Raw genomic sequence first — 12,679 nt, 5'->3', positions numbered from 1 at the left:
AGACCAGCAGATCATTTTGGAGGTATTGGGTGAGCGCTATCGGCAAATTTATTCCTAAATCAGGTGCGGAATGTCGGTTAGATGAGTGTTTGAAAAATAGTCCTTATTGGATTGCCAGTGATTGCCCGCGATCGGTTTGGCAACAAATGAACCCGGCATGCAGCCTCGTGGCCAACCGTTCAAAAATCCGCCACATCCGGCAGCGCTTTCTGATACAATGCGCGCCCTTGCGCACGGCGCATCCCCGTTTTCTCCGAAATAGAGTCCTTTTGTGAACAACAGCGAATTTAGCAGCCTCAATCTCTCCCCCGCCCTGCAAGAAAACCTCACCAGCCTGGGTTACCTGCAGATGACCCCGATCCAGGCCCAGAGCCTGCCCCTGGTACTCGAAGGCAAAGACCTGATCGCCAAGGCAAAAACCGGTAGCGGCAAGACCGCTGCTTTCGCCCTCGGCCTGCTCTCCCGCCTCAACGTCAACCGTGTCGACGTACAGGCGCTGGTGCTCTGCCCGACCCGCGAACTGGCGGATCAGGTGGCTCAGGAGATCCGTCGTCTGGCGCGCGCCCTGCCCAACGTCAAGCTGGTCACCCTGTGCGGCGGCACCCCGACCGCACCGCAATCCGCCACCCTGAGCTTTGGCGCCCATATCGCCGTCGGCACCCCGGGTCGCATCCTCAAGCATCTGGAGCAGGGTACGCTGGAGCTCTCGAGCTTGGAAACGCTGGTGCTGGACGAAGCGGATCGCATGCTGGACATGGGCTTTGGCGAAGACATCAATCGCGTCATCAGCTATGCCCCCGAGCGCCGCCAGACCCTGCTGTTCTCCGCCACCTATCCGGAAGGGATCGCCCAGATGAGCCGCGGCGTGCAGCGCAATCCGGTCGAGGTGAGCGTCGAGTCCCTGCACGAAGGCAGCGCCATCGAACAGAAGCTCTACGAAGTCCCCTTTGGTCAGCGCCTTGATGCCCTCACCTGGCTGCTGAGCCACTACCAACCGAGCTCCTGCGTGGTGTTCTGCAACACCAAGCGTGCCTGTAACGACGTGGCCGACCATCTGGCTGCCAAGGGCTTCTCGGCGCTGGCGCTGAACGGCGATCTGGAACAGCGCGAGCGGGATCAGGTGCTGGTGCGCTTTGCCAACGGCAGCGCCACCATTCTGGTGGCCACCGACGTGGCGGCCCGTGGTCTCGACATCAAGGAGCTGGGCGCCGTCATCAACTACGAGCTGACCTATGATCCGGAAGTGCACGTGCACCGCATCGGCCGTACCGGTCGTGCCGGCCAGCAGGGTCTGGCTCTGAGCCTCTATCAGCCGAACGAAGCCCAGCGCGTCAACTTCATCGAAGAGTACCAGCAGGCTCCGATGCCGCTGGGTGATCTCGACAGCATCGGTCGCGATATCAAACCGATCGCGCCGCAGATGGTGACCCTCTCCATCGATGCAGGCCGCAAGACCAAGGTGCGGGCCGGTGACATTCTGGGCGCGCTGACTGGCGAAGGCGGCATTGCCGGCGCCGATGTGGGCAAGATCCAGATCTCAGAGCAGTACTCCTACGTCGCCGTGAAGCGCAGCGTGGCGAGCGCCGCCCTCAAGCGGTTGCAGGAAGGCAAGATCAAGGGGCGCAGCTACCGCGCCCGCAAACTGGGCTAAGGGCGATGGCGGGCAGCATCTCTGCCCGACTTGTCATGAACCACAGCACGGGCGCCTTTGCAGGCGCCTGTTTTTTATCGAAAATGTGCCATTCCAATGGCATGGACAACACAGATGAACAGAGAACCCCAAGCCGACGTCAGCTGCCAGAACTGCGAAGCCTGCTGCTGCCGCCTCGAAGTGATGCTGTTTACCGATACCGGTGTACCGGATCGCTACGTGGACGAGATAGAGGGACAGGTGCCCGTGATGCACCGACTGGAAGATGGCTGGTGTGCGGCGCTCGACCGCAACACCATGATGTGCCGTATCTACGAGGTGCGACCGCTGATCTGCCGTGAGTTCGAAATGGGTGAGCCCGACTGCGTTGACGAGCGGGACAAGTGGTTTATCAAGCTGGAGTGAACCCGGGCCAGGCAGGATGCGGGGTGGTCAAGCGCCCGCGTGTTCGCAGGGAGTAGCTGTGAGCTGCTCCCCCAGCCACTGGATGGCGGCCGCCTCCTGCTCGAAGTAACGCACCGCCCGAAACGGCAGGTCCTTGAAGATGTTATCCGCCAGATAGCGCTTGAAGCCCCCCGCCAGCACCACCGCCAGAAACTGACAGCCACTCTCGGCACACCAGCCAAACTGGCGACGAAAACGGGCCAGCACCTCGGGCCCGGCCGCTTCGAACTCGGTCGCGACCTCGACAATCCCCCAGGGGCGATCCACCAGTCCGGCCAGCTCGTGGCGAAAGCCCGCTTCATAGGCCATGGCCCCCGCCAGATTGAAGGGGCCACTCGGGCGACAGATCAGCATCTGGCCCCTGCGCTCCATGTCGAAATGCCCATGTGGCTGCATGACTGCTCCCATTCCGTTACCACCACCGCCTGCAGATTGTTATCACAAGGTAATAATTTATAAAGAAAAGTCCAGCAGCAAACAGGCTTCCCACAAAGTGTGCTCATCCCATCCGGCAAACCGTCAGCGCCCTGTCAGCACACCATATCACCGCCATCCCGCACTGCATCGACCTCGAGATGTGTGATTGCAGTTAACGAAACGTTATTGCTATTATCCGCGCCGCCACAAACATTCCACCTGCCGAAAGGTTTGCCCCCCAACAAGGATGCGCAATGAAAAACAGGGACTCGAGTCATTACCAACGGATCTGGCGCTGGCACTTCTACGCCGGTCTCTTTGTCGCTCCTTTCCTGATCCTGCTGTCACTGACCGGGATCGTCTATCTGTTCAAACCCCAGCTCGACAACCTGATGTACCCCGATCTGATGAAGGTCGCCCCCGCCAGCCAGACGCTGAGTGCCGACCAGCTGCTGGCCAAGGCGATGATGACCATGCCCGATGCCAGCCTGCGTAAATACCTGCCGCCTGCCGCTCCCGACCAGAGCGCCCAGTTCATCGTCAATCGGGGCGAACAGGAGCTGACCCTGTTTATGGATCCCGCCAACGGCGCCCTGCTCGGCACCATGGATAACAAGTGGAATCTGCAAGCGGTGGCCCGCGCCCTGCACGCCGACCTGCTGCTCGGCACCACAGGGGATCGGCTGATCGAGCTGGCCGCAGGCTGGGGGCTGGTGCTGCTGCTGAGCGGTCTCTACCTCTGGTGGCCACGCAAGGGGCCCGGGGTAGGCGGCATCCTCTGGCCCAGAGTGAGCCAGCGCGGACGCCTCTGGTGGCGGGATCTGCACGCTGTGGTCGGCTTCTGGGGCGCCGGTTTCCTGCTGCTACTGCTGCTGAGCGGCATGACCTGGACCGGCTTCTGGGGCGATCAGTTTGCCGCAGTCTGGAACCGCTTCCCCGCCGCCATGTGGAACGAGGTGCCCAAATCGGCACCGCTGGCTCGCAGCCTGAATCAGGCCCACGAGCAGACCGTCCCCTGGGCGGTGGAGAACACCCCGATGCCCAGCTCGCAGCCGGTCGATGAAGCGCACGATCATGGCGCCATGAACCACGGCGAACATGAGGGAATGGTGATGGCGAGCCAGCGCATTGCGCTGCAACAGGTGGTCGAGACAGCCAGTGAACGGGGCGTCCAACCGGGTTACAGCATCACCCCGCCGGTCGGCGACACCGGCGTCTACACCATCGCCCTGTTTGCCGACGATCCACGCAACGATGCCACCCTGCATATCGACCAATACAGCGGCAAGGTGCTGGCCGATGTGCGCTGGCAGGATTACGGCCCGGTCGCCAAGACGGTAGAGAGCGGCGTCATGCTGCACATGGGCAAGCTCTACGGCTGGCCCCATCAGCTCGCCATGCTGATCATCTGTCTGATGGTGCTGGCCAGCGCCGTGAGTGGCTTGTGGATCTGGTGGTGCCGCCGTCCGCAGGGCCGTCTTGCCGCGCCGCCATTGCCCGCCAAATTGCCGCCGATGCGTGGAGCCATCGCCCTGCTTATCCTGCTGGGGATCGCCTTCCCGCTGGTGGGTGCCTCCATGGTCGCCATCTGGCTGCTGGATACCCTGATTTTCTCCCGCCGCCCTCTCAGGGTGGCGCGCGCCAGCTAAACCCGCCAAAACCAAAAAGGGCTCCCATCTCGGGAGCCCTTTTTATTGTTCGCCTTGGCGAGCTGCGACCAGCTGTCAGGAGAGCGCCAACCCGATGGAGAGCAGCAGGCTGAACAGAAAGGCGCTGATGGCGGTCTTCTTGAGGGCGCCGGTCAGCACCTCGCCATCGTAGCTCTCGCGCAGGGTTCGGGCCGCATCGCTGAGGGGCTTCATGGCAGGCAGGAAGATCCACGGCCAGAAACTGGCGGGCAGGGTCAGGATAAAGGCGATGGTCGCCAGCAGCGCCGCCCCCAGCAGTACCCAGTGATAGGCGATAGCGCGATTGCGGCCAAGGCGAACCGCCAGGGTAATCTTGCCGCTGGCGGCGTCGGTCTCGATGTCGCGCACATTGTTGATATTGAGCACGGCGGTTGCCAGCAAGCCACATGCAGTGGCAGGCAGCAGCAGATCCCACTCCAGACTCTTGGTGAAGAGGTAGTAGGAGCCGAGCACCCCCAGCAGACCGAAGAACAGGAACACCGAGATATCGCCAAACCCGCGATAGCCGTAAGGGGTCTTGCCGACTGTGTAGGTCACCGCCGCAACGATGGCCGCGCCACCCAGCACCACAAATGCCAGGATCTGCAGCCACTGACCGCCAAAGGCGCAGCCCAGCAACAGCAGGCCACTGGCCACCGCCGCCAGCGCGGTGAGCGCCATCGCCACGCACATCTGCTTTTTGGTGATAAGGCCGGAGACAACTGCCCGCTGCGGGCCGATCCGCTCGCCGTTGTCGGCGCCGGAGACCGCATCGCCGTAATCGTTGGCCAGATTGGAGAGGATCTGCAGCAGGATGGCGGTCAGCAGCGAGAGCGCCATGATGGTGCCATCGAAGGCACCACGACTGGCAGCCAGCCCCGAGCCCAGCAGGATGGAAGAGCAGGCGAGCGGCAGTGTTCGCAAACGCGCCGCCAGCAACCAAACAGAGAAGGTATTTGTCATATTGTGATGGCCAAACAATCGGATATTGATCGTGTTAAGGGTTATCGAACCGGATTTGGGTATACTTGGCCCCGGAGAGTGAAGCTCCCTCGGGCGATTTACATGGACGAATGGGCAGATAATATATAGGAAATCATCGCCCTTTGGCATAAACCTACGGCATCCTGCTACCGGATCGCTCGTTACTACCCGGCTCAGAAAAGAATCCATGTTGGCTCAGACCCATATCAAGCAACAACTGGACGCCCTGCGTCACAGCAACGTCAGCGGCTTCGTGCGGTTGCGAGTGACGATCGAGATCCGCTCCTTTCTGGGCTGGCTCGCGGCGCAAACCCTCTATCCCCGCATCTACTGGCAGGCCCGTGGAGAGGATCGTCCCGAGTATGTCGCGCTGGGCGCCATCCATGAACTGACCGAGTCGCACGCCATCAAGCAGGTGTGTGCCAACGCCAGCCAGCATCACGACGACAGCCCCCGCTACTATGGCGGACTGGCGTTCGATCCGGCCCAGTCCGGCTGGCAAGGGTTTGGCCCCTGCCGTTTCGTGCTGCCCCGTATCGAGCTGGTGCGCCGTGGCGAGTGCGTCAGTCTCTGCCTCAACCTCTGGCTGGATGACCACAATCTCGAGGCCGAACTGCAGGCCGCCGAAACCGCCCTCGATGCCCTGCACCCGGAAGCCCCGCTGCCCGCCCTGCAAAAGCAACCCTGGCAGCGACAGGATTGCCCCGGCCCCGCCCAGTGGCAGACGCTGGTAGAGCGCGTCACCGCCCCCGATTTTCAGGCCCACACCCCCAAGGTGGTGCTGTCGCGGGAGAGCGTGCTGACCAGTCCGAACCATGATGCGGATATCAATCCCTGGGCCATGCTCGACCAGTGGGCTCGCCACGCCCAGGACTGTTTCCACTTCGGTTTTCAATTCTCCCCCGAGCAGGCCTTTATCGCCTGCTCCCCCGAGCGGCTCTACCGCCGGGAAGGGAGCCACCTCTTTACCGAGGCGCTGGCGGGCACCATCCGCCGCTCCGGCGATGAAGAGGTGGATGCCCAACTGGCCGCCGAGCTGCTGGCCGACAGCAAGAACCGGCTGGAGAACCGGCTGGTACACGCCGACATCCTCAGCCGGCTGGCACCGCTGGCCCACGACGCTACCCTGACCGAGCCGCGCATTCTCAAACTGCGGCTGCTGCAACACCTCAAGTGCGATATCGAGGCCGAACTCAAGCCCGGGGTCTGCGACTGGCAGTTGCTCGACGCCCTCCACCCGACTCCTGCCGTGGGCGGTGCCCCGCGCGAAGCGGCGCTGGCCTTCATCCGCGAGTTCGAGCCCTATGACCGGGGCTGGTACGCCGGTGCCTGCGGCATGCTGAGCCGGGAAACCTCGGAGTTTTCGGTTGCCATTCGCAGCGCCCGCATTCAGCCGGGCAGCGTCACCCTGTTTGCCGGTGCCGGCATTGTCGCCGGTTCCGAGCCGGTCGCCGAGTGGGCCGAACTCGACAACAAGATCGCCAATGTGCTCTCCCTGCTGGGATAGCCATGACCCCTTTTCAACCCGCGAGAGCCCCTATGCCCACCCGTAAAGAGCCTGCCAGCGAAGAGTTTGCCTGCCCCCCGTTTTCGAGCCAGCACGCCACCTTCAATCACGTCTGGTCCTCCCTCTTGCTGGAGGAGCTCTTTCGCCTCGGGGTACGCGATATCGCGCTGGCCCCCGGCTCCCGCTCCGCGCCGCTGACCATGGCGGCCGCGGCCCATCAGGGCTTTCGCCGCCACCTGCACTTTGACGAGCGCGGCCTCGGCTTTATGGCGCTGGGGCTGGCCAAGGGGAGCAACCGGCCGGTGGCGGTGATCATGACCTCCGGCACAGCAGTGGCCAACCTCTGGCCCGCCGTGGCAGAGGCCCAGCTCACCGGCGTGCCGCTGATTATTCTCTCCGCCGATCGCCCTCACGAGCTTATCGACAACGGCGCCAATCAGGCGATCGACCAGCAGGGGATCTTCGGCCGCTACCCCATCTATCAGCAGAACCTGCCGAGCCCCACCCCGACCATTCCGGCGGCGTTTGTGCTGAGCTCGGTAGATCAGGCGCTGGCCAAACAGGCGCTCACTCCCGGGGTGGTGCACTTCAACTGCATGTACCCCGAGCCCCTCTACCCGGGCGAGCACTATCAGGATTTCTCCGACTATCTGGCCCCCCTCGGCAACTGGCTCAGCTCGCAGAAGCCTTGGAACCCGTGGCAGCAAAGCGAGGCAACCTGCCCGCCGCAACTCGAGTGGAACGAATGGCAGCACAAGCGTGGGGTGATTGTGGCCGGACGGATCACGGATCCCGTACAGGCACAGGCGGTCGCCGCGCTGGCGGAGCAACTTGGCTGGCCACTGCTGGCGGATCTGCAGAGCCAGATCCGCTTCGATAGCCGCAACCTCATCCACATGGATCTGGCGCTCAACGACCAGCTCTTCGTCGCCGAGCTCGGCCGCGCCGAGGTGCTGCTGCAATTTGGCGCGCGGCTTATCTCCAAGCGGCTCGGCCAGTTCATCAAGCACCACTCATGGCAGGATTACTGGCTGGTGGATCCACAACCGGCGCGGCTCGATCCCGACTATCGGCTGCGCAACCGGCTGCTCTGCATTGCCAGCGCCTTTGCCGCGGCTCATCCGGTCACCACCGCTCAGGCCCCCTGGCACACATTGGCCGAGCTGCAACACAACGCCAGCCAGCAGATCGCCGCGGCCTGCGAGCGCTTCTCCGAGCTCGGAGTCTGCCATCGCCTCAATTCCCTTATCGAAGGGCAACTGTTTGTCGGCAACAGCATGCCAGCCCGACTGATGGATATGCTCGGTGACACGGGCAAGGGGCCGAGCCGGGTGATGACCAACCGCGGCGCCTCCGGCATCGATGGCCTGATCGCCACCGCCTATGGCTTTGCCCAGTCGAGCGACCAGCCAACGACCCTGTTGCTTGGCGATCTCAGCGCCCTGCACGATCTCAACAGTCTCGCGCTGCTTGGCAAGGCGAGCCGCCCGCTGGTGGTGATCCTGCTCAACAACGATGGCGGCAGCATCTTCCGTATGTTGCCGGTGCCCAGCGAAGGGGCGCTGCTGGAGAGCTACTACCGGCTGCCCCACGGCCTAGGTTTTGAACATGCCGCTGCCATGTTTGGCCTCAGCTATCGCGCGCCGACCACCCTGGCCGAGTTCGAACGCGATTACCGCGCCGCCCTCAAACATGGCGTTACCTTGATCGAGATCCGGGTACCGAGCGAGCAGGTGGCCGATGATCTCAAGGCGCTGGGAGCCGCCATCCGTGAGCGGTAACAACACACCGCTGGTGCTGCTGCACGGCCTGCTGGGGGATAGCGGCGACTGGCAACCGGTGATCGACCGGCTGCCCGGCCACCGCTGCATCGCCCTCGATCTGCCGGGTCATGGCAGCCATAGCACGCTGACCGTCGATGGTTTTGAGCAGAGCCACCAGTGGCTGGTTGCCGAGCTGGCCAGCCGCAACATTGAACGCTATCTACTGGCGGGTTACTCGCTGGGGGGGCGACTGGCCCTCTATCAAGCCAGCCGCGAACCCGCCGGGCTGCAGGGGCTGCTGCTGGAGAACTGCCACCCGGGACTACCGGCCAGTGAACGGGCCGCCCGCATCCAGCACGATGAGCAATGGGCGCAGCGTTTCGAGCAGGAGCCCCTGGCTGACGTGCTGGCAGACTGGTACCAGCAAGGGGTGTTTGCCGATCTCGATGACGCGGCCCGGGCCCGCCAGATCGCCCGCCGCCTTGGCAATGATGGCAAGGCCATCGCCACCATGCTGCGCGCCACCTCGCTCGGCAAGCAGCCGGATCTCGCCCCCTGGCTCATGGCGTGCCAGCTGCCGGTCACCTGGGTGAGTGGCAAGCGGGATCACAAATTCCATCAGCTGGCTTGCCAGCTGGCGAGTCAACATCGCAAAATCAACCACTTGGTGCTGGAGGGCGGCCACAACCTGCACGCCCATCAGCCAGAAACCTTTGCCCGACTCCTCGCGGAGTGGGTCAACCAACAAGAAGAGACGAGTCATGATTGAAGCAATGACGGAAGCTGAACTGTACGCACCTGTTCAACATGCCGGGATTGCTCAACGCTGTGCTCAACTCTTTGCTCAACTCGGTGCTCAACTGCGCTCGACCAGATCAGAAGGAAAAAACCATGATTGAAGCAATGACGGAAGCGGAACTGTACGCTCCTGTTGAGTGGCAGGATTGCTCCGCCGGTTACGAGGACATCCTCTATCACAAGTCCGGCGATGGCATTGCCAAGATCACCATCAACCGTCCCCAGGTCCGCAATGCCTTCCGTCCCCGCACCGTCAAAGAGATGCTGCAGGCGCTGGCCGATGCCCGTTATGACGATCATATCGGCACCATCATCCTGACCGGTTTTGGCGAGAAAGCCTTCTGCGCCGGCGGCGACCAGAAGATCCGTGGCGACTACGGTGGATACCGTGATGACGAGGGGACTCACCACCTCAACGTGCTCGACTTCCAGCGCGACATCCGCACCTGCCCGAAGCCGGTGGTTGCCATGGTGGCCGGTTACGCCGTCGGTGGCGGCCACGTGCTGCACATGATGTGTGACCTGACCATCGCCGCCGACAACGCCCAGTTTGGCCAGACCGGCCCGAAAGTGGGCTCCTTCGACGGCGGTTGGGGTGCCTCCTACATGGCCCGCATCGTCGGCCAGAAGAAGGCCCGCGAAATCTGGTTCCTCTGCCGCATGTACGATGCCCAGCAAGCCCTCGACATGGGTCTGGTCAACACCGTCGTGCCGTTGGCGGATCTGGAGCACGAAACCGTGCGCTGGTGCCGCGAAATGCTGCAAAACAGCCCGATGGCGCTGCGCTGCCTGAAAGCCGCCCTCAACGCCGACTGTGATGGTCAGGCGGGCTTGCAGGAGCTGGCTGGCAATGCCACCATGCTGTTCTACATGACCGAAGAGGGTCAGGAAGGCCGCAACGCCTTCAACGAAAAACGTCGCCCCGACTTCTCCAAATACAAGCGGAACCCCTGATGACACTAGCCCTGTATCGCTATCAACTGCCTTTTACCCAGCCACTGACCTTTCACGGCAAGGTGGAGGTGGCGCGAGAGGGGCTGTTGGTGCGCATCAACGACGGCTGGGGGGAGATTGCCCCCCTGCCCGGTTTCTCGAAAGAGAACCTGCAACAGGCAGAAGCGGAAGCCCTTGCCGCGCTGGCGGCCATCGCCGCTGGCGAGACCCCGAACCCCGTGCTGCCGTCGGTGCAATTTGGCCTCGACTGCGCGCGCCGGACATGGCCCGAGCAGCGCAACCCGCTGCCGGAGCCCTATCCCCTCATTCAAGGCTCCCCCCAGGAGCTGCTGCGCAACTGGAAAGAGTGGCTGCACCGCACACCCAGCAAGGCCAAGCTGAAGGTAGCGCGCTACCCGATGCGTGACGAGCTGGCGCTGATCCGCCTGCTGTGCGATCGGGTGCCCTCCCTCAAGCTGGTGCTGGATGCCAACCAGGGCTGGACTCGTGAGGAGGCGTGGACCTTCTGCGGCCACCTCGACCCGAATCGCATCGAGTATCTGGAAGACCCCTGCGCCGACTTTGCCGACATCGCCTTTGTCGCCAACCGCACCGGCATGCCGGTGGCGCTGGACGAGCTGCTGGCGCAAGGCAAGCCGTGGGAGCCGATCCCACAACTGCGCGCGCTGGTGCTCAAACCCACCCTGCTCGGTTCACTGGCCAACTGCGAAGCGCTGATCGCTCGCGCCCGCGAACTGCGGCTCAAGGTGATCATCTCCTCCTGCTTCGAATCGGATCTGGGCCTGAACCAGCTGTTTCATCTGGCGGGTGAATGGGCACCGGAACAGGCCCCGGGCCTCGATACCCGCCGCTGGATGGCGGGCAATTTGCTGGGGGACGATGGCAAACCGGACCTGAGCCGACTGGAGAAACTGTATTACCGTGATTGACCCCTCCCGCTCACCCGAACAGACGCCTTGCCCGGTACGCCACCGGGCAATCACAGCCCCGAACCGCATTGCCATCCACACAGCCTCGCCTCTCAGTTATCGCCAGCTCGATGCCCGCCTCAACAGCCTGTGCCAACAGTTGGAACAAGCCGGAGTGCGTCGTGGCGATCATCTGGCAGCGGTGGTGCGCGGTGCGCTGGAAGATGTGCTGCTGGCCTGGGCCTGCGTGCGCAGCGGCGTGGTGTTCTGCCCGCTCAACCCCGCCTTCCCTCTTGAAAAGCAGCGCGAGCTGGCGGTGCAACTCGATGCCAGCGCCTTCTGGTCGGCAGGGGAGATCCCGGCAGGTGAGTGGCAACCCTTGCAGCTCGACTTCGCATGCGAGCTGCCAGCAAGCGAAGAAACGTGGCCGCTGGCATCGGCCCAGCTCAACAACATGATCCTCACCTCGGGCTCCAGCGGCACGCCGAAAGCGGTGGTGCATCGACTCTGCAACCACCTTGCCTCGGCGCGCGGCTCTGCCACCCTCATTCCCCTCGATGAGGAATCCGGCTGGCAGCTCTCCCTGCCGCTGTTCCATGTCGGCGGCTACGCCATCCTGTTTCGGGTCTTTCTGGCGGGCGCAACTCTGGTGCTGGATCAGCGTGAACGGCCCCTCAAGGAGCGGCTGGAGTGCCAACCCATCACTCACTTGTCCTTGGTGCCGACCCAGCTCTGGCGCCTGCTGGCAGAGGGCTTTGACCCCGCCCGCACCCGATTGCGCGAGTTGCTGCTCGGTGGCGCCGCCATCCCGCAACCGCTGGTGAGCCGTCTCTGCGCCATGGGACTCGAACCCAAGGTGAGCTATGGTCTCTCCGAGATGGGCAGTCAGGTCTGTACCGCGGTCCCCGGCGATGCGGGCGTGGTTGGCAAACCGCTACCGGGGCGGGAGGTGTGCATCCGGGAGCAGGAGATCTGCGTGCGTGGCGCCACCCTGTTTGCCGGTTACTACCGGGCAGGCGAGCTGGAACTGCCCCTCGATGACGAGGGCTGGTTTCATACCCGCGACAAGGGACGCTTCACTGCGGCAGGGGAACTGCTGGTGGAGGGGCGGCTCGACAACCTCTTTATCTCGGGGGGCGAAAACATCCAGCCCGAGACCATAGAGCAGCGACTGGTGGATCATCCCGCCGTCGCCCAGGCGCTGGTGGTGCCAGTGCCTAGCGACGAGTGGGGACAACGCCCCGCCGCCTTTATCGACTGGCATGGCAAGCCGGTACCCTACCCCGAACTGGCAGTCTGGATCCGCAGCGCCCTGCCCGGCTTTATGGTGCCCGACCACTGGCTCCCCTGGCCCGATCTTGGCGGCAATCTCAAACCCTCACGCCAACAGTTGGGCAAGATTGCCCGACAGCTGACCACCTTGTCACAACAAGCTGAATGAGATCGGACTCACAATTTCCCGATCTGCACTGAAAACAGAAAAAGAAACATGTGAGTCCTCACTGCGGCGCCAGCCCACGATAATCCGATCAGACTAAAAAATTTATCATCTTATTGATTTATCTGATTTTTAACTGGCAATTGAT

Annotated in this window: 12 protein-coding genes; 10 read left to right on the top strand and 2 right to left on the bottom strand. The window is 63.0% G+C overall.

The window, feature by feature from the left end; all coding sequences use genetic code 11:
- Window positions 1–271 precede the first annotated feature (271 nt).
- Both dbpA and OKC40_RS12160 read left to right on the top strand, forming a co-directional pair.
- Window positions 272–1,651, top strand: coding sequence for an ATP-dependent RNA helicase DbpA (dbpA, locus tag OKC40_RS12165; RefSeq protein WP_042057548.1), 1,380 nt, complete (start codon window positions 272–274; stop codon window positions 1,649–1,651).
- A gap of 114 nt (window positions 1,652–1,765) precedes the next feature.
- On the top strand, window positions 1,766–2,056 hold the full coding sequence (locus OKC40_RS12160; RefSeq protein WP_139708554.1) for a YkgJ family cysteine cluster protein: 291 nt from the start codon (window positions 1,766–1,768) through the stop codon (window positions 2,054–2,056).
- Window positions 2,057–2,083: 27 nt separating this feature from the next.
- Here the strand turns inward: OKC40_RS12160 and OKC40_RS12155 are convergent, their stop codons facing one another.
- Entirely contained in the window at window positions 2,084–2,491 is a 408-nt protein-coding gene (locus tag OKC40_RS12155) for a hypothetical protein (protein WP_182938312.1), read from the bottom strand.
- A 275-nt stretch (window positions 2,492–2,766) separates the two neighbouring features.
- Here OKC40_RS12155 and OKC40_RS12150 point away from each other — a divergent pair, with 275 nt between their 5' ends.
- On the top strand, window positions 2,767–4,161 hold the full coding sequence (locus tag OKC40_RS12150; RefSeq protein WP_182938313.1) for a PepSY-associated TM helix domain-containing protein: 1,395 nt from the start codon (window positions 2,767–2,769) through the stop codon (window positions 4,159–4,161).
- Window positions 4,162–4,236: 75 nt separating this feature from the next.
- Here the strand turns inward: OKC40_RS12150 and OKC40_RS12145 are convergent, their stop codons facing one another.
- Window positions 4,237–5,142, bottom strand: coding sequence for a 1,4-dihydroxy-2-naphthoate polyprenyltransferase (locus tag OKC40_RS12145; protein ID WP_182938314.1), 906 nt, complete (start codon window positions 5,140–5,142; stop codon window positions 4,237–4,239).
- 208 nt (window positions 5,143–5,350) lie between these two features.
- Between OKC40_RS12145 and OKC40_RS12140 the strand changes: the two genes are divergently transcribed.
- Genes OKC40_RS12140 through OKC40_RS12110 form a run of 7 tightly spaced genes read left to right on the top strand, consistent with a single transcriptional unit; the run spans window position 5,351 to window position 12,534 of the window.
- The gene (locus OKC40_RS12140) at window positions 5,351–6,670 is read left to right on the top strand and encodes an isochorismate synthase (protein WP_182938315.1); all 1,320 of its coding nucleotides are present in this window, start codon (window positions 5,351–5,353) and stop codon (window positions 6,668–6,670) included.
- A gap of 32 nt (window positions 6,671–6,702) precedes the next feature.
- Window positions 6,703–8,451, top strand: a complete 1,749-nt coding sequence (gene menD / locus OKC40_RS12135) for a 2-succinyl-5-enolpyruvyl-6-hydroxy-3-cyclohexene-1-carboxylic-acid synthase (protein ID WP_182938316.1) — start codon at window positions 6,703–6,705, stop codon at window positions 8,449–8,451.
- Window positions 8,411–9,202, top strand: a complete 792-nt coding sequence (gene menH, locus OKC40_RS12130; protein ID WP_182938317.1) for a 2-succinyl-6-hydroxy-2,4-cyclohexadiene-1-carboxylate synthase — start codon at window positions 8,411–8,413, stop codon at window positions 9,200–9,202. Before menD ends, menH begins: the two co-directional genes overlap by 41 nt.
- Complete coding sequence (locus OKC40_RS12125; RefSeq protein WP_156135269.1) at window positions 9,195–9,332, top strand: hypothetical protein; 138 nt, start codon at window positions 9,195–9,197, stop codon at window positions 9,330–9,332. The genes menH and OKC40_RS12125 overlap by 8 nt, the downstream gene beginning before the upstream one ends.
- Complete coding sequence (menB, locus tag OKC40_RS12120) at window positions 9,325–10,185, top strand: 1,4-dihydroxy-2-naphthoyl-CoA synthase (protein WP_182938318.1); 861 nt, start codon at window positions 9,325–9,327, stop codon at window positions 10,183–10,185. The genes OKC40_RS12125 and menB overlap by 8 nt, the downstream gene beginning before the upstream one ends.
- Complete coding sequence (gene menC / locus OKC40_RS12115) at window positions 10,185–11,114, top strand: o-succinylbenzoate synthase (protein WP_139708548.1); 930 nt, start codon at window positions 10,185–10,187, stop codon at window positions 11,112–11,114. The genes menB and menC overlap by 1 nt, the downstream gene beginning before the upstream one ends.
- A complete protein-coding gene (locus OKC40_RS12110) occupies window positions 11,107–12,534 on the top strand; it encodes an AMP-binding protein (protein ID WP_139708547.1) in 1,428 nt (475 codons plus the stop codon). Before menC ends, OKC40_RS12110 begins: the two co-directional genes overlap by 8 nt.
- Window positions 12,535–12,679 lie beyond the last annotated feature (145 nt).

Origin of the sequence: Aeromonas sp. QDB11, assembly GCF_027705265.1 — a bacterium.
GTDB classification, from domain to species: Bacteria; Pseudomonadota; Gammaproteobacteria; order Enterobacterales; family Aeromonadaceae; genus Aeromonas; species Aeromonas allosaccharophila.
Note: the sequence above shows the minus strand (reverse complement) of the source record. Positions and strands in the feature narration are given on the sequence as shown.